The sequence below is a fragment of the Leptothoe spongobia TAU-MAC 1115 genome (assembly GCF_018739885.1).
Classification (GTDB): Bacteria; Cyanobacteriota; Cyanobacteriia; order Phormidesmidales; family Phormidesmidaceae; genus Leptothoe; species Leptothoe spongobia.
Window position 1 is genome coordinate 1 of record NZ_JADOES010000041.1, and the last position, 16394, is coordinate 16394.

Below are 16394 nucleotides of genomic sequence, written 5' to 3' on the forward strand. Positions count from 1 at the left end.
GGTCGAAAAGGCCTGCCTCCACCGTCTCCTCCTCAACTCCAAGAAAGTATTGGTTAGGGGAGGAAGTGAATTTATACTGAAGAGCGGCCAGAGCTTTCATGGAAAATCATGCAAGAACGCTCTCAACTCTCTGAAAGAGACTATCATCTGTTCACCGAAGGTGTTTATATCTTCTCTCCAGAAGAGAACCAGGCTGCCTTCACTCCAGGTAATAATTTAGAGCACCTATCCTATACGCTTGAAAAAGCGGCGAACTTTTTAGTCAAGGCAGGCAAGCTCAGGCAACCACTCAATTTCGATACACTATTAGATGATCGTTTTGTGAGGGCCTATGGCAATAGTAAAACGGCGCGATCTTGACTATGTCGTCATTACCCTACTGGTCGGTAGCAGCATCTATGTCTTTATCACCGGGTTAATCGCTGATGCCATGGGGCTACATCACTTTGGCTTTCACAGCCAGGTGGGATACCTATGGGTGGCGTTAGCTGTTACTCATCTGATTCAAACCTGGGCTCGGGTCAAAGCATTTGTCCGCAATCGCTTTCGAGAACGGTCTGACAAAATATTTCCAACGCAAAAATTAACTCAACCACTAGAAACAGTGAAGCCCACAGAACAGTCTACATCGTCCCAGCCATTCACGCTGCCGCACAAGGGACGGCGTAATTTATTGTTGTTTATTCTGGCAATTGCGACTGGTATCGGATTTGAACGGTTTGTTACTCCTCAGAAAAGTATTGGTCCTGGTGAGGCGAATCAAGACATTGGGTTGCTATATCACCGATGGAGCCAACCAGGCTATGGTGAAACAATCGCCACTATCTTGAACTGGGGTCAACAACCCGCCCTCTACAAGACCTATCCCAATAGCCAGATCATTGAACTACCTAGTGTGGAGCTGTCAGATCCTTCATCTATCACCACGCTGGACCTCGCTACTACAATAACCCAGCGTCGCTCACGACGTCGATACAACACCCAAAGCAGGCTTTCTCTAAAACAGCTATCACAACTGCTTTTTCTAGCCCAGGGCATTACCTGGGATGAGCGAGAGTTTCGTACAGTCCCGTCGTCTGGAGCATTATATCCACTGGAAATCTATCCGGTCGTTCATCGGGTAGATGGGTTAGAACCTGGTCTTTATCACCATGCTGTGGAGAAGCATCAACTGGAACTGGTAAAAGCTGGCGATCTGCGGCAGCCCTTGATCAAAGCAGGTCTAAACCAGGATTTTCTCGGCGAAGCCCAAGTTTGTTTTGTTGTCTCAGGCATTTTCCAACGAACACGTTGGAAGTATCATGAACGCACATATCGCTATGTGCTGATGGAAGCTGGACACTTAGGTCAGAATTTATATTTAGCAGCAACCGCCCTGGGTTTAGGCGTATGTGGCATTGGTGCCTTCTTTGATGATCCGCTTAATGAACTACTGGGCATTGATGGAGAAGATGAAGCGGCACTGTATTTAGTGACTGTAGGGGAGGTAACGTAGTTATTATGCTTTTGCCTAACCACTTTAGAAGGTTGTAGAGCGTCACTTAGCTTGGTGCTAACTGTGAGCTATTTTTTCTAGCCAGTCAACAAAGTTTGTAATGGCCTTTTGCTTGGGATGTTCAGGTAAATAAACTGCATAAAAGCTAAACCCTTGAAGCTCAATATCAAACGGTTGTATCAGTCGCCCTTTAGCCAGATCATCAGCGGCATGGATATTACTGCATAGCGCTACACCTTGACCATTTAAGGCTGCCTGAATCGCTAGGCTTTCCCCTGTAAACTTTAGTCCCCGTGTTGGATCAATCGTTTTTATCCCAGCTTGTTGCAACCATTTTGCCCAGCTGGGTTGATCATTACCGCTGTAATTTACCCACTCACAATGGATGAGGGTATGATGCACCAGATCATCCAGGGAGTCTAAAGACTGCTGCTGGAGTAGAGGACTACATACCGGGATAAACGCATCTGAGAGCAATTTAATAGCGACTAAACCGGGGTAGTTGCCATGACCATAACGAATGGCCATATCCACTGTGCCAATCTTAAGGTCGATGACATCCACGGATGTTTGCAGCCGAATATCAATATCCGGATAAGCAGCTTGAAACTTGGGCAAGCGGGGTAGCAACCACTTAGAGGCAAAATCATTAATGGCCGTTACCGTTAGTTCTGTCACTATTTGATCAGTTTGCAAATGAGCGATCGCAAAAGCAAACCGATCAAACCCATCACGTAATACCGGATAAAGCTGCTGTCCAGCCGCTGTTAGCATCAACGGTCGCGGATTGCGACGAATAAAGAGCGCTAACCCCAGGTGTTGCTCCAGATTCTTAACCTGATGGCTAATGGCTGTGGGGGTCACCTCCAATTCTTGGGCAGCATCCTGAAAACTCATATGACGTGCCGCCGCCTCAAAGGCACGTAGGGCATTGAGGGAAGGTAAATCACGCATGGTACTGGGCAAGCTGAATTTTTCTCATGGTACGCCTGAGGAAATTGATTTTGCAAACGGACGTTACCCCTGATTAGACTAAAGTCATTGGAAGAGATTTTGTTGTCACTAAAATATCAGCAGGTATTTTGGTGACAATTTCCCAAAAGGAATACGCATTTCGATCAGTCAACAACAAAAGAGATGGAATGACAACGGAGTCTTATACGCTAACCATTGGTGATAGCGTGCCTAATTATTTTGGGTTCAAAACCAGGAGAGTTGAATTATGGCCAGCCGACTTGGAGAGTTGACATGTATTACGTTGGCAATTGCTACTGTTGCCGTACCTATCGCCGCTGGCAAAGTGGGTACTCGTCTGGGCACCTATACCGCTATCAGACAAGCCAGATTGGATAGAGAGTCCATAGAGCCCATTACCGTTCAACCCTATGAGCTAGAACCTATTATTGCCACTCAGCTGGAACCATCCCATGAAGACTGCTTATGGAGTAAGCAACACCTTTCACACCCAACCAACCATCCAAGCTATTTGCCTATGAAGGTCGCGTTTCACGAGTGGCATCGGAGAATGTGATACCATCGTCTGCCATTGTCTACACCGGGAGCTGACATACAATCTGCCAGTTCAGGATGCTAGGCGATATTATGAACCCAGGGTTAGTGTCCTTAGCAGTAAAACCAATGCCTGAACTGATCTGGGAAAAACTGAACTGCAAAAATCAACCGGTTGGAGGATTAGGCCTATGGCGAGCCAAAGTACCGGGCGGTTGGCTTGTGGCTAGTCGCTGTGGCGGCGGCGAAGGTAGCGGCATTACCTTTTATCCAGATCCTAAACACGAATGGAATGGAGGATCTTTGCCATAAATCACCATGAATGATGAAAACCTGAGGCAAATGATTGCGAGCTATGCCAATCGGGAATTAGAACAACGTAAAACTTGGTATTCCAGGGCAGCTAATGCCTATAACCAGTCGAGACCCCATTATCCGCCATCGTTAATCGCCCAGGTCATCGAAATCGCTCAGCTCTCTAGCACATCATCCATTCTCGAAGTGGGCTGTGGTCCTGGTACTGCAACCGTTGCCTTTGCGCCTTTAGTAGGCCCCATGGTAGGTGTGGAGCCTAACCCTGACTTCACCCATCTCGCCAAACAAAACTGTCAAGCATATCCCAATGTGACCATCCATAATACATCCTTTGAAGAATGGCCCGTCACTCAAGCTGTGTTCGATGCGGTGCTGGCAGCTACCTCATTTCATTGGATCCCTGGGGAGGTGGGGTATCCTAAAGCAGCTCAAACCTTAAAAGAAAATGGGAGATTAATTCTGTTATGGAATAAAGAGTTGCAACCCAGCTATGAGGTTTATCAACGTTTAGCCGTAGTTTATCAGCATCATGCTCCATCTCTAGACCGCTATGAGGATAATCCCACCCAAGAAAAGACTCTGCAGGACTTAGGCAATATGATGGTTGAATCTGGACATTTTGGGAATATGGTCAGCGGTCATGTGTCCACAGAGACCACCTACACGACATTAGAATATTTAACCCTGCTGACCACATACTCCCCTTACTTAGAACTTGAGACTTCTGCTAGACAACGCTTATTTGCTGCTTTACAAACACTTATTGAAGAAGAGTTTGATGGGAAGTTAGAGCTTTCTTACATCTCAGCGTTTCATATTGCGCAAAAAGCTTAGAGTCCGTTAGCAGACAATCGCCCTAAGGAACAATAATCAAGTTGAGATAATGATCAGAGTTATTAGTAACTTCCGTAGGGTCCACCTTGAATTGAGGATTTTCCTCGGCCCAAGCCAACAACTCATCCAGATTTTCTAACATATCATCCATAGTTCTCAACCGTTGGCCATCCAAAGCATCGATCAAGCCTGGATGATCAAAGGACAAATACCGTCCAGGTTGAAGATTCTTTTCCAATAGTTGAACACCAGCTGCGCGATCGCGACAGTCACGGGGCTGATTGCCATCATAAACGTCAATGCCTAATTGTTGCCCAGAAGCAGTGCGAAATCTCCAGCCAAAGTCTTCTAAGATCATGTCCTGATGCTGCCATCCTTCAATAACTTCGAACTGATGACGTTCCAGGCAAGCTTTTACCTGCTCATAATCAGTATAGGTAGCGTGGATCGTCCAACGAAGCCAACCCACAAAAGTCAGAAAACCGCCTGGGATGACAATCAGGGCTGCAATCACCAACCAACGCAGTCGTTTTCTCCATGGAGCATCAATCATTATTCAAATAGTTAGAGCGTAAGCATAAGACAGTTAGTATTTCAGTCCCCAATACTGATGGCTTCACCAGTAAACCAACACTTTTCGGACTGCAGCTGACTAAATCGGCCTGAAACTGGCTAAAGCGTTAGGATGTGAAGGGTTTGCATCGCTGATTATATCTTGACAGTATGGGGATTTTAATTTCAGCTGTCCTACCTATTGCGTTGGTTGCTCTCGTCGGAGTTTGGGTAGGGCGCATGTTTACGCTGGAGCGACAAACGCTAGCACGGTTGAGCATTTATGCCCTGGTGCCCGCCTTGGTGCTCCATAGCTTGGCGAAAACCACCTTGGAATTAGGCAATGCGATCGCAATCCTCTTCGCCTTCCTCCTCCACACGGCCCTCCTCTATCTGCTGGCCATCACTCTAGGCAGACTCCTCAAGTTCTCTTTGGACGAAAAGAAGAGTCTAATCGCCACAACAATCTTTGCCAATGTTGGTAACATGGGACTTCCCTTTGTTCTCTTCTCTTTAGGAGAACCCGGTCTAGAACGGGCCATCGTCTACCTGGTGGGATCTAGTTTAATGACTGCCAGCGTCTTTCCCATTGTGCTTAAAGGGGAAGGGATATTAAAAGGGTTTCGTTATACTCTGTGTTTACCAGTTTTATGGGCTGCGATCGCAGGCCTCCTCCTCCAGGGATCAGGCACTGTACTCCCCATCCCGCTTGAGCGTGGTGTCACTCTGCTCAGCGAAGGTGCGATTCCTGTGGCCCTACTGATGCTGGGCATTCAGCTATCTGAAACCCCGTTTGTCTTTGGTCAGTATGAGCTGATGGGAGCAGGGCTACGGCTGATTGTGTCCCCCCTCCTAGCCTTTAATATTGCTAACTTGGTCGGTCTCACAGGTATAGACCGTCAGGTCGTTGTCCTACAGGCTGCCATGCCTGTAGCAGTAAATTCACTTATATGGGTGACGGAGCTAGGGGGCGATACTATTCGGGTGGCAAGAACTATCGTCGTCTCAACATTGCTGAGCCTGGGAACGCTACCCATTGTATTGTGGCTAAGTAGCCGCTGAGGCCATTTGTTGCAATCTCACCTTGGCTGTCTCACAATCTCGAGAAATCTGTTCCTTCAAAGCATCTAACGAATTAAACTTCTGTTCTGGGCGAATAAAACTCTCTAAGCTGACGGTCACGGACTTTCCGTACACATCCCCCTCCCAATCAAAAAGATGCACTTCAACACTTAAGTCTTGACCGGCCACCGTCGGTCGATTACCAATATTCATCACACCGAAGATAGGCTTCTGATTGGGCAGAATGCCAAAGGCTTTAACACTATAGACACCATGGCGAGGAATAAACTTATCGCTGGGCAGCTTGAGGTTAGCAGTGGGGAAGCCAATGGTGCGGCCTAGTTGTTTGCCTAAAACAACTAGGCCCGTGAGGGTATAGGGGCGACCCAGTAAATGATTGGCTTTGGCCAACTTGCCATCAGTCAGTGCCTCACGAATGCGGGAACTGCTAATGCGCCCTTCGACGTCGTTGTGGAGGGGGACGATGGTAACAGGAATATTGTGGCGGGTTGCGATCGCTCTCAGCAGCTCAGCATCCCCCCCACGTCCCTTCCCAAAATGAAAGTCACTACCCACACTTATGTGCGTCGCCTGCAAATCATGAATCAAGACACGCTCCACAAATGCAGTAGCATCCAGATTAGCTAATTCCGCATTAAACGGCAGTAACACCAGCTGATCTACCCCTAGACAGGCCAGTTGACGACTCTTTTCCTCCAATGGCGTTAATAACGGACGAGCCTGCCCTGAGAAAAATTCCTTGGGATGGGGAAAAAAGGTCACCACCGAAGCCCACTCCGCCTCACCCAAAGCTGTCGGTTGCTCAAAATGGACTGCTTTAGAGGCACCTGGTAAATGGCTATAGCCGGAGGCTGATGATGCCTGTAAACACATATCCTCGGCCAAAATCAAGGACGGGAGACCGCCTTTATGAGTCAAGACAGGTTCAATTACACGCTGGTGGCCAAGGTGCACACCATCAAAGTTACCAAGAGCAATTTTAGTCGGCTTTTTCGCCGATGTAGGAGATGAAGTAATCCACACGCTTTACATTCTGACATGAAACTCCGAGCATCGCTCGGGATTCCCATTACATGTTCTTCAAAACGACTATTGTGCCTACTCGACTGGCTCAGTCATCGCCTGCACAAAATCGCTATACGGACTCACCATTTCAACGTTAGCCACATCCACGAGCGTCACGCCCGCAATCACAACCGCTACCATCCAACAAAATGGATCCAGTTCGGCTAAAATCTTGCCCATGATTAGCTATCTCCTAAAGCAAAGTGCATCTTAATCGAGTGTGTCTGAAGCCTGAGGTTTGCTCATGCTAGAGAAACCTTACAGCTCTTCCCTATATTCTTCCTGACGCAATTTATAAAGCTTCTAACAGAGATAATTCTTCAAATAGCTTGATCAAGCGGATTAGCCCATCAAAATGACGTTATCGATCACATGGATAATGCCATTGCTCGCTTCAATGTCCGCTGCTATGACAGAAGCATTTTTAATTTCCAATGGCTCATGGCTGCGAATCGGGATGGGGGAGCCCTCCACCGATGTCAGTTCCGATAACTGAGCTAATGATGCACTATCCCACCGCCCAGACACCACGTGGTAACACAGAATACGTCCGAGCTGAGGCGGATTCTGCACTAAATTATTCACCGTATTCGGCGGTAGCTTTGCAAAGGCATCATCATTGGGCGCGAACACCGTAAACGGCCCTTCGCCCTGGAGTGTTTCCACCAAGTTAGCGGCCTTAACAGCAGCGACCAAGGTCTCAAAGCCAGGGTTATTAACTGCGATATCGACAATCGTTGCCATAGTTCAAACAAAATTCAGGGGACATATAGTAGTCGTTTACCATGGCCGTTGTAGGGGCGTTCCATGGAACGCCCCTACAACGGCCAATGCTTTTAACGATAATCCGCAGTTTGAATATCCTGCAGCCTTGCCTCAGATCGCGTTAGCCGATCCATCTGTTCTTCAAAAAAGCGCCGGTTAGCCTGACGATGCTGTGGGTTGGGATCGTCCAGCGGATAGTAAAGGGCTGCCCGCAACGCCTGAATCACTGCCGACGTTACGTTGTACATCGACCGCTGAAAGGTAATCCCCAGCTGAATTAGCTGATCATCTTCCCCACGACAATACTCCTGGTAATACTCCTGCAAATAGGGTGGTAAAAAGTGCAGCATATCCTGCATCAGCAACGTAGGTGGAATTCCTGCACTGCCCACCGGAAAAACATCCGCATAAAGAATGCCATAGTGAAAGTCCGACTGCTCACCGGGCACCTGTTGGGCTTGGGCATCATAGGATTTAGTACCACGAAACGGCGTCGTACGATAAAAGACCGCCTCTACATAGGGCAAGGCCGCTTCATAGAGCCAGGTCATGCCAGCCGACTTCGGAATAATTTCAAAACACTCATCACCAATGTATACATGGTGATAAATGGGACGACCCGCCACTGCAAAAATGCCATTCACCAAAAAATCCATGGCATCAGATACCGTGGCAAAACCACCTTCATCATAGATATCTGACATTTCAAAAAATACCGGAGCCATTACCTCCCAAAACAAACCGAGGTTGGCATAGTAAGACAGCTGTCGTACCTGTTCCATAAACATGTCAGGAAACAGCTTATAAAGCCCCAAAACGGCCCAGTTACCCTTGAAATAAGCCTTGATCGCTTTATCGGCCGCCGCCTTATAGGCATCGCTATAGAGATAGGCATTAAATTTCGGATTAATATCTACATGCCAAAACATCGCCCGCATACAGGCTTCCGCAAACTCCATGTTGATGCGGTCATGGCCCAGGTGATGTAAAAGTCGAGGCCGCTTACGACCAGATTCTCCCTTGGCCATAAATTCCAGCAATTCTGGATGGGCCTCACCACCACCCCGCCAAACTCTCAACGGAGACTGATCTCCAGAGTAAGTATTGTGGCGATCCAAATACTCCTTAGAAATGAAGTACTTGAACAGCGGTAACGGCTTTAAGAATACTCGCTCAGCAATATAAAGCAAATCTCGCCAATAAAAATCCATCGGCACCGCATAGGCCTTATAAATACCGATAACCTGCATCAGATTCTCTGGCGTATCCGGCAGCATCGACCCACCAGCTTCCAACCGATGAATCACATCCGCATGCACATGGGAAGACGGCGGCAAAGTTGCAGTAATCGTTGTAGACATAATCCTTACCCAAAAGAGAGACAATCACCGTAGGTTGGGTTCACCCTAACCAACCCACCAAAAAAATCGAGACAATTCACGCAACTCAACATTCAACATCCATGATTCGTTGGACAACAGACACCAACAACCATTACAACGACGAATCACCTAACAACAACCCACCAATATCGCGCAGCGATACATTATGCTCACCCGGCACAATCACCACTGTTTTCACCTCTGTCGGCTCGCTCCACCGCATCAACCAATTCGGCTGCACACCCAATACCACAATCAATACTGCCAGCACCAACGCTGGAGCCTTCTCATTAAACGAAACCTTGGGAAAATACGCTCGCTTACTATCCAATCGACCAAAACAAGTCCGATTCAACAAAATCACAAAATAAACCGCTGTTAGACCAGTCCCCACAATCCCTACTAGTGTCTGTAGGGGAAATACACGATAACTCCCCTGGAATACCGCAAACTCAGCGGCAAAATTCACTAAACCAGGAATTCCCGCGCTGGCCATCGCCCCCAGCACCAACATCGCACTCACAAAGGGCAAGCCGCGCACTGGGTTCATCAATCCATTTAGCTGGTCCAGGTCACGGCTGCCCACCTTGGCCTCAATTACCCCCACCAGGTGAAACAAAATCGCCAACACTAAACCATGGGCCATCATCTGAGCAATGCAGCCCGACAAGCTCAAATTATTACCTGCCGCACTCCCCAGCAACACATACCCCATGTGACTCACAGAGCTATAGGCCACCATCCGCTTGAGATCCTGCTGAACAATCGCCAGAAACGCACAATAAATGATCGTAATTGCCGCCCAAGTCGCAATCCATGGTGCAACCACAGCCCAACCATCGGGCAATAAACTCAGGCCAAAGCGCAACAGTCCATAGGTGCCTAGTTTTGCCAACACCCCACCCAGTAAAATTGCCACCGGAGTGGACGCCGCTACATAGGTATCCGGCAACCATGTATGGAGAGGCACCATCGGAACTTTAATCCCAAACCCGATGGCCAATGGAACCAGTAGTAATACCTGCCACTTAAGTGACAAACTATTATCCGCTAAAGCAGCATAGCTAAAGTCCTCAGCACCCCCCAGCCATAACAAACCAAACCCACTAATCAGAATCAGTGCTCCAGAAATTGCCGTATAAATCAGAAATTTAGTAGCAGCATAGCTGCGTTTCTCACCACCCCAAATGTTGATCAACAGATACAGGGGAATCAAACACGCTTCATAGAAGAGAAAGAATAGAAGAAAATTCTGAGCGATAAACGAGCCTGAGATGACGCTGCTAGTAATCAGCATCAAACTGTAAAACAAGCGGGGACGTTCAATCTCTGATCGGGCGCTATAAATTGCAATCCAAGTCAGCAAAGTGTTGAGGGCCACCATCAGCAACCCCAAGCCATCCATACCTAGCTCATAATTGAGACCGAGGACGGGTAACCAAGCCCCAGCCTCTGACCACTGAAACTGGCTATTACTGATATCAAACTGACTAAATAGCCAGAGAGTCCACAGGAGAGGAATACCGGCTCCCCATAACGCCACCAGCTTCGCCTTGGCTGGGGGAAAGAGCAGTAATGCTAGGGCTCCTAGCAACGGTAGCCCCATGAGCAGAGTTAACATCATGGCTTGAATGAGTGAAAAAGCGTTTACAGAAAATCAGAGATTAAAAAATCAAAGCCGAGAAAATAAGAGATTAGAAAACAGTCATCTAGAGAACAGGCCTCTAGAAAACAAATTCTGGCCCAGGTGTGGCAGATAACTCCAGCTCATAAACAGGCCTAAGAGCACTACACAAATAGCAATGGTGAAGACATAGACCTGAGACCGTCCAGGATTAACGTATTTGAGGGTTTCACCACTGAGCAGCGGTAATACACCGACAAGATTGACAACGCCATCAATAACATAGCGCTCTATCCAGTTAAAGCCTTTAGCCGTCGTAGCTACGGGCCAAATAAACAGGTTCTGGTATAGACCGGTGGTATAGAAGTCATCGGACAATAGATTGATGCACCACTGAGGCATATAGTCCGCCGGTAATTTCTCTCGTTGAATACCGTAAAAGACAATGCCCAGGCCTAGACCCAGACCACTGGACCAGATCAAGAGCAGACCTGTCTCACCAATGGCGGTTTGCATAATGGGCAATAGCTTAAGTGTCTGCAACATAACCGGTATGTGCAAGGTGAGAGCCGCCATCGCGACCATGGGTATCACCACCGTCCAAATGGGCTCTGGGGCACGACTACTCATGACCTGTGGCTTACCCAAAAAGATCAGACAGAACATCCGCACTAGACTAAAAGCGCACAGACCGTTAATGGCCAAGACAATTGCAAAGGGGAGAACCTGCCCCTCATACCATAGACTTGTTTCGAGAAAGCGCATGGCCCAAAAAACACCGAAGGGAGGCAGGCCGACTAATCCTAAAGTTCCAAAGATAAATGACAGTGCCGTTACCGGACGGCGAGACCATAGACCACCTAACTGCGTCAGGTCCTGGGTAATGCAGGTGAGAATGATAGAACCGGTACTGGCGATGAGAGCTGCGATCGCAACCGAAAACGACATCAACAAAAAGTACGCCACCCCAACCTGGGATGTACCGACAGCAATAAACACCAACCCCATAAAAGCAGTCGTCAAATAGGACAGCACCCGCTTAACATCCACCTGTGCAATTGAGATTAACGCCGCCCCAATCGCAGATATGGTACCGATAGCAACCGCTACGCCATCTACCACAGGCGATAGAGCAAAAACCGGCGTCAGCTTAATCAATACCCATGCTCCCACCGGAATCACCACAGAGTTCCGCAAAATTGTTGTCGGCAGCGGTCCCTCCATGGCCGAATCCAACCATAGATGCAATGGAAACTGAGCACACTTACTAATAGGACCCGCCAGCAAGGCCAAGCCTACCAACGTTGCCGTTGTCCCGCCAATGGGATTTTGTGATGCCCAGGTTGCTAATTCGGCATAGTTCCAGGTGCCTGCCAGGGGATACAACGCAATCACCCCCATCAGCAGGATTAAATCCCCCACCCGCTTAGTCAAAAATGCATCTCGCGCACCTGTTACCACCAGAGGCTGATTAAACCAAAAACCCACAATCAGGTAGGTTCCCAGGGTCAAAATCTCCAGCATCATGTAGCTAAAGAACAACGAGTCACATAGCAACAACGCCGTCATCCCCGCCTCAAATAATGCCAGGAGACAATACAAACGCGCCCAGCCCCAGTCCATCTCTAAATAGCCAATGGCATAGATCTGGACTAAAAAGTTCAGCACCGTTACCACTGCCACTGCCGCCAGATTCAGGGTAGACAGCTCAAACGGCAGCGAAATTGATAGGTCCGCCACCTGCATCCAATCCACTGTCCAACGCACCGGATGCTCTCCCCAGACAGCCTGTAAACACAACACCGTGTGCACCAGGGCTACCAGTGTCGTCAGAAGATTGAGATATCCAGCCGGCCGTGGACCCGTGCGACGCAATGACATCCAGGGCACCGTCAACAAAATACCTAGCAATGGGTAAAGTGGGATTAGCCATCCCGATTGCAAATAAATCTCAGCCATGGAAGGATTTCAAACAGCAACAGTGGAGACAGACGATCAAATCCGCAGGCATAGATGCACAAGCATTGAGCGAAAGGCCTGAATCCAGGTACTTACCTCCGATCAGAGCACGCTAACGCCTATGGATTGAGTGCGAGAAACCATTTAGTCGAGTCTATTAAAACTCAGAAATGATTTATTAAAATCTATTTACATTCCAAGTTTAATCAGCTGGGTGCAAAAGATCCAGCACTTCAATAGATTATTTTTAATGTAATTGTTTAATTAGATTTATATAAGTCAATGGAGCCTAGTCCAGGCGGATTTCTTCGATGGCATCGAGATCAAGGGGTAAGGTGGCTTCATCTAAACGCTGACAGCGAATCTGAAAGGGGCAACGGCAACAGCGATCGAGAAGCTGAGTTTGCGGAAATTCTCCCCCCTGACGTAACCTCGACAACCGCTCAGTTAACTGCAATAGATCCGCTCTGGTTTGATCATGCTGCTGCAAATTATAGGCAAATCGATAGTCACTGGGGGGTAGATCGTTGCCCTGCTGATCACGGTGACGGACAAACCAATAGACCATAGTCAGCTGTTCCGGATCTAAGTCACTCGTTTCAGCTAATACATATAAATAGAGGCGCGTTTGCCAATCACTGGCTAAATACTGCTTGAGGGGTGGCTTGAGGTAAGTCTTCCAGTCAAAGATCACCCCTGACTCCTGGGTCAACACGACCAGGTCATAAATCACCGTAAATACATAACCATTAAAGGCCAGGGTACGCTGGTGTTCACTTTGTCGGAGGTATTCATTCGGCTCCGGCTGAAATAGATGGGGAGCCCGCTGACGTAACGCCTCAACTTTGGCAGTCATATCCTCATTGGCAGTTGCCATCACTGCCATCGGCATACCCAAGGCCTGCTGCTGCATCAGCAGGTGAAACTGACTCCCCCAGAGAGCGGCCTCCTGTCCCTCAGGTTTGGGCGGCACTGCCAAGGATTGATCAAAAATGTACTGAAACCGTCTGGGACAGGTTTCCAGCAATGTCAGGTGGGCTTGGGATAGGGAGAGAATGGGCAAGGCCATTACACTTTCCGTAAGACAAAGACACTGCCTTGGTTCCCTCGACCCAGGCGCATGGTGTGATCTAAATAAGTGACTTCTAGCCAACCGGGGTCGCGGTTGGAGCTGACAGTAAAGTCTATGCCTTTGAGAAAATTGAACTGGTTGGTTTGCTGCATGGTTGCTATAAACTGCCCAGGATTTTGATACCCCAAGGTGGATTGCAAGCCAAAGATGGCGCGATCAAACCGGACATTAACTCGCTTGTCTGAAACACCTTCAAAGGTAGCCGTGACTGAGACCAATCCACCCAAGGCCGATTTTATTTCTGCCAGGTTATAGATACGTTGTTGCTCAACACGAACACACTGATAGATATTGCCTAGGGTAAGGAATGGAAATCGGTCAATGCCGAGCAGCTCTGTACTAGTGGTGTAAAGCAGCTGCCAGTTTCCGTTGATTAAATCAGTTGCCTCTAAAGGCTTAGGAGTGGGATTACATTGCTCCAGTCGGGCAACTTTAGTCAGGATGTCTTGCTTTTGATCGGGCGTTGCCAGTAGTCCACGATTAGTGGATGCGATCGCATCTAACAATTCTGTTTTTTCAAGCATGGTGTTCTTATTAACACACATGGTTTTAGCATGCGGATGCCTAACCATGTGTGTCAACTATTTCAAGGGCTAGCAAATTCTTATCCTGAGGGGCTTGACATCAGCATACTTTCATACTTTATTGGCATGACATGGTAAAAAATGCTTAATAACTAGCTTCAGGCCATCAGTATTCATGATGAGTTCTGAAGTAATGTATATTTTGATGCAGAGTGACATACTCTCTGTATAGGAAAACCTAAGTTAGTCTTTGCCATGTGTGGACATATGCCGACCCTTCTCCTGGAGAAATCTGCATGCGTTTAGATACGTTTGTTCACCCATATTCAATCTGAAACACAAACGCGTATGACTAAGTACAATCCCTCCGTACGGCAAATCCCTCGCAAGCAACATGCATCAGTGATCCCTGAGCGGGGTGACTCCTCTATCCTTCGCTGGTTAGAAAATACAGGTCGTTTGATTCCTCGTGAACCCGTAGAAGGTGTCCGCGACGAAGCCGATAGCGAAGAAATCTCTGACCTGATGGGCAGTGAAGATCAGAGTTTCGATGATTCTGATGACTCTGATAATTCGTCTGACTCCGATGATTCGTCTGCTTCCACTTAGGTCGCAGCTGACTAAATCATCCGACTAAATCCGCTAGGCTAAACATTAGGTTTTTATACTTAGCGATTTTGTATCCTAGGTCCCTAGACTTTCAGTAGAATTCACTGGAGAATCTAGGTTGTGAGGTTTTTCGTTTTTTAGCACTCCTTATCTACAGGCAATTCTGTACGGAAAGTGGGGCTAAACGCTTGAAGTGTGTGGTGTGTGAAGGACGTGAGTTGTGGATGCTAAATTCTTTACCTCTAGGGCAACAGCCCTAACAGGTACGAGCCTCTCGGTACTCTTAATGGGTATCCTGGCAAGCTTGGCTGCTGCTTTAGATATATGGGCAAGCCGTGATTGGTTAACGCAGTCTAATCTGCTAATGCCGTTTTTATTATCAGCCTTAGGCTCATCCCTATTGGGGTATGTGGTCGTACCGGTATTAAAACGGCTCAAAGCGGGACAGTTTATTCGTGAGGAAGGTCCCAAGGCTCACCTCAAGAAGGCGGGTACGCCTACCATGGGGGGTATATTTTTTGTCCCTGTGGCGTTACTCGTAGCTATTCTTGCCTCTGGTGCGGCAGTCAATACCTTAGCGGTCTGTGCTTTGACTATCGCCTACGGTTTTATCGGTTGGATTGACGATTGGCAAGTGCTGCAGCGGCGCTCCAATAAAGGTATTTCTCCTAAGATGAAACTGGCCCTACAGATTGGGTTTTCCATTGCTTTTTGTGCCTGGGCGATGACTAATCAACCAGCTGAGATTACTGAGCTGGCGTTGCCCTTTGGTATTTTGCTACCCCTGGGTATTTTGTTCTGGCCCTTGGCTGGTTTTACGATGGTGGCCGAAAGCAATGCAACGAATTTAACGGATGGTGTTGATGGGTTGATGGGGGGTACTGGTGCGATCTCGCTACTAGGCTTCGGTGCTCTGATTGCTCCTGACTATCCAGAACTAATGGTTTTCTGTGCAGCGATGAGTGGTGGGTGCGTCGGCTTTTTGACCCACAATCGTAATCCTGCCCGAGTATTTATGGGTGACACTGGCTCTCTTGCCTTGGGCGGAGCGTTAGCCGCAGTCGGTATTTTGAGCGGCCATTTGTTTGCCCTGTTTATCATCACTCTGCTCTTTGTAGCCGAAACCCTATCTGTAATTATGCAGGTGGGTTACTACAAAGCAACAAAGGGGCCCGATGGCAAGGGCAAGCGTCTGTTTAAGATGGCACCTTTACATCACCACTTTGAGTTATCTGGCTGGTCCGAGATTCAGGTAGTCAGTGTGTTTTATGTGGTTGCCGGATTTCTATCTTGTGTGGCATTAACCACCCTTCATTAGTGGTTTGAGAGGTAAGGCATAAATGTTGCTCTTTACCTAAGCTCTACCGCTTCGCAATTTCATACAGCGTTTGAAAACAGTGACGTTCGTGTCACTGTTTTTTTTATTGACTTTTGGAAACAGTGACACGAACGTCACTGTTTTTTTTATTGACTTTTAGCAACAGTGACGCAAACGTCTATGTCGTTTGGTATGAACAAGTGCTCAGTGCAGGAGACTCTGCCTTGA

At 47.8% G+C, this 16394-nt stretch carries 18 protein-coding genes; 8 read left to right on the forward strand and 10 right to left on the reverse strand.

Annotation, left to right across the window (positions count from 1 at the left end):
• Positions 1–108 precede the first annotated feature (108 nt).
• Both IXB50_RS17505 and IXB50_RS17510 read left to right on the forward strand, forming a co-directional pair.
• The gene (locus IXB50_RS17505; protein WP_215610284.1) at positions 109–360 is read left to right on the forward strand and encodes a hypothetical protein; all 252 of its coding nucleotides are present in this window, start codon (positions 109–111) and stop codon (positions 358–360) included.
• Entirely contained in the window at positions 332–1495 is a 1164-nt protein-coding gene (locus tag IXB50_RS17510) for a SagB/ThcOx family dehydrogenase (RefSeq protein WP_215610285.1), read from the forward strand. Before IXB50_RS17505 ends, IXB50_RS17510 begins: the two co-directional genes overlap by 29 nt.
• A gap of 57 nt (positions 1496–1552) precedes the next feature.
• Here IXB50_RS17510 and gcvA read toward each other — a convergent pair whose 3' ends face one another.
• Positions 1553–2449, reverse strand: a complete 897-nt coding sequence (gene gcvA, locus IXB50_RS17515) for a transcriptional regulator GcvA (RefSeq protein ID WP_215610286.1) — start codon at positions 2447–2449, stop codon at positions 1553–1555.
• 268 nt (positions 2450–2717) lie between these two features.
• Here gcvA and IXB50_RS17520 point away from each other — a divergent pair, with 268 nt between their 5' ends.
• From IXB50_RS17520 to IXB50_RS17530, 3 genes are all read left to right on the forward strand, one after another.
• Positions 2718–3026, forward strand: coding sequence for a hypothetical protein (locus tag IXB50_RS17520; protein WP_215610287.1), 309 nt, complete (start codon positions 2718–2720; stop codon positions 3024–3026).
• Positions 3027–3133: 107 nt separating this feature from the next.
• Positions 3134–3316 (forward strand): hypothetical protein, encoded by a 183-nt coding sequence (locus tag IXB50_RS17525; protein WP_215610288.1) that lies wholly within the window; start codon positions 3134–3136, stop codon positions 3314–3316.
• A 6-nt stretch (positions 3317–3322) separates the two neighbouring features.
• Positions 3323–4153, forward strand: a complete 831-nt coding sequence (locus IXB50_RS17530; RefSeq protein ID WP_215610289.1) for a class I SAM-dependent methyltransferase — start codon at positions 3323–3325, stop codon at positions 4151–4153.
• Between the two features lie 22 nt (positions 4154–4175).
• Here IXB50_RS17530 and IXB50_RS17535 read toward each other — a convergent pair whose 3' ends face one another.
• The gene (locus IXB50_RS17535; protein WP_215610290.1) at positions 4176–4706 is read right to left on the reverse strand and encodes a hypothetical protein; all 531 of its coding nucleotides are present in this window, start codon (positions 4704–4706) and stop codon (positions 4176–4178) included.
• A gap of 170 nt (positions 4707–4876) precedes the next feature.
• Between IXB50_RS17535 and IXB50_RS17540 the strand changes: the two genes are divergently transcribed.
• Positions 4877–5767: an AEC family transporter gene (locus IXB50_RS17540; RefSeq protein ID WP_215610291.1), complete on the forward strand. Its 891-nt coding sequence runs from the start codon at positions 4877–4879 to the stop codon at positions 5765–5767.
• Here the strand turns inward: IXB50_RS17540 and IXB50_RS17545 are convergent.
• From IXB50_RS17545 to IXB50_RS17580, 8 genes are all read right to left on the reverse strand, one after another.
• Entirely contained in the window at positions 5753–6811 is a 1059-nt protein-coding gene (locus IXB50_RS17545; protein WP_215610292.1) for a bifunctional riboflavin kinase/FAD synthetase, read from the reverse strand. The genes IXB50_RS17540 and IXB50_RS17545 overlap by 15 nt on opposite strands.
• Positions 6812–6886: 75 nt before the next feature.
• Complete coding sequence (locus IXB50_RS17550; RefSeq protein ID WP_215610293.1) at positions 6887–7033, reverse strand: hypothetical protein; 147 nt, start codon at positions 7031–7033, stop codon at positions 6887–6889.
• Positions 7034–7195: 162 nt separating this feature from the next.
• Complete coding sequence (locus IXB50_RS17555; RefSeq protein ID WP_215610294.1) at positions 7196–7597, reverse strand: fasciclin domain-containing protein; 402 nt, start codon at positions 7595–7597, stop codon at positions 7196–7198.
• A 92-nt stretch (positions 7598–7689) separates the two neighbouring features.
• Positions 7690–8979, reverse strand: coding sequence for a CO2 hydration protein (locus IXB50_RS17560; protein WP_215610295.1), 1290 nt, complete (start codon positions 8977–8979; stop codon positions 7690–7692).
• 133 nt (positions 8980–9112) lie between these two features.
• Positions 9113–10621: an NADH-quinone oxidoreductase subunit M gene (locus IXB50_RS17565; RefSeq protein ID WP_215610328.1), complete on the reverse strand. Its 1509-nt coding sequence runs from the start codon at positions 10619–10621 to the stop codon at positions 9113–9115.
• A gap of 84 nt (positions 10622–10705) precedes the next feature.
• Positions 10706–12583: an NAD(P)H-quinone oxidoreductase subunit F gene (locus tag IXB50_RS17570; protein ID WP_215610296.1), complete on the reverse strand. Its 1878-nt coding sequence runs from the start codon at positions 12581–12583 to the stop codon at positions 10706–10708.
• Positions 12584–12872: 289 nt separating this feature from the next.
• Positions 12873–13652, reverse strand: coding sequence for a PD-(D/E)XK nuclease family protein (locus IXB50_RS17575; RefSeq protein WP_215610297.1), 780 nt, complete (start codon positions 13650–13652; stop codon positions 12873–12875).
• Positions 13652–14239 (reverse strand): PAP/fibrillin family protein, encoded by a 588-nt coding sequence (locus tag IXB50_RS17580; RefSeq protein ID WP_215610298.1) that lies wholly within the window; start codon positions 14237–14239, stop codon positions 13652–13654. Before IXB50_RS17580 ends, IXB50_RS17575 begins: the two co-directional genes overlap by 1 nt.
• A gap of 348 nt (positions 14240–14587) precedes the next feature.
• On the opposite strand from IXB50_RS17580, the gene IXB50_RS17585 reads away from it, so the two are divergent.
• Complete coding sequence (locus IXB50_RS17585; RefSeq protein ID WP_215610299.1) at positions 14588–14848, forward strand: DUF3134 domain-containing protein; 261 nt, start codon at positions 14588–14590, stop codon at positions 14846–14848.
• 220 nt (positions 14849–15068) lie between these two features.
• Positions 15069–16166, forward strand: coding sequence for a phospho-N-acetylmuramoyl-pentapeptide-transferase (gene mraY, locus IXB50_RS17590; RefSeq protein ID WP_326520829.1), 1098 nt, complete (start codon positions 15069–15071; stop codon positions 16164–16166).
• The last annotated feature ends 228 nt before the right edge of the window (positions 16167–16394 follow it).

Coding starts and splice junctions, on each gene's coding strand:
- IXB50_RS17505 (WP_215610284.1), top strand. CDS start 109: ATGCAAGAACGCTCTCAACTCTCTGAAAGAGACTATCATCTGTTCACC.
- IXB50_RS17510 (WP_215610285.1), top strand. CDS start 332: ATGGCAATAGTAAAACGGCGCGATCTTGACTATGTCGTCATTACCCTA.
- gcvA (WP_215610286.1), bottom strand. CDS start 2,449: ATGCGTGATTTACCTTCCCTCAATGCCCTACGTGCCTTTGAGGCGGCG.
- IXB50_RS17520 (WP_215610287.1), top strand. CDS start 2,718: ATGGCCAGCCGACTTGGAGAGTTGACATGTATTACGTTGGCAATTGCT.
- IXB50_RS17525 (WP_215610288.1), top strand. CDS start 3,134: ATGCCTGAACTGATCTGGGAAAAACTGAACTGCAAAAATCAACCGGTT.
- IXB50_RS17530 (WP_215610289.1), top strand. CDS start 3,323: ATGAATGATGAAAACCTGAGGCAAATGATTGCGAGCTATGCCAATCGG.
- IXB50_RS17535 (WP_215610290.1), bottom strand. CDS start 4,706: ATGATTGATGCTCCATGGAGAAAACGACTGCGTTGGTTGGTGATTGCA.
- IXB50_RS17540 (WP_215610291.1), top strand. CDS start 4,877: ATGGGGATTTTAATTTCAGCTGTCCTACCTATTGCGTTGGTTGCTCTC.
- IXB50_RS17550 (WP_215610293.1), bottom strand. CDS start 7,033: ATGGGCAAGATTTTAGCCGAACTGGATCCATTTTGTTGGATGGTAGCG.
- IXB50_RS17555 (WP_215610294.1), bottom strand. CDS start 7,597: ATGGCAACGATTGTCGATATCGCAGTTAATAACCCTGGCTTTGAGACC.
- IXB50_RS17560 (WP_215610295.1), bottom strand. CDS start 8,979: ATGTCTACAACGATTACTGCAACTTTGCCGCCGTCTTCCCATGTGCAT.
- IXB50_RS17565 (WP_215610328.1), bottom strand. CDS start 10,621: ATGTTAACTCTGCTCATGGGGCTACCGTTGCTAGGAGCCCTAGCATTA.
- IXB50_RS17570 (WP_215610296.1), bottom strand. CDS start 12,583: ATGGCTGAGATTTATTTGCAATCGGGATGGCTAATCCCACTTTACCCA.
- IXB50_RS17575 (WP_215610297.1), bottom strand. CDS start 13,652: ATGGCCTTGCCCATTCTCTCCCTATCCCAAGCCCACCTGACATTGCTG.
- IXB50_RS17580 (WP_215610298.1), bottom strand. CDS start 14,239: ATGCTTGAAAAAACAGAATTGTTAGATGCGATCGCATCCACTAATCGT.
- IXB50_RS17585 (WP_215610299.1), top strand. CDS start 14,588: ATGACTAAGTACAATCCCTCCGTACGGCAAATCCCTCGCAAGCAACAT.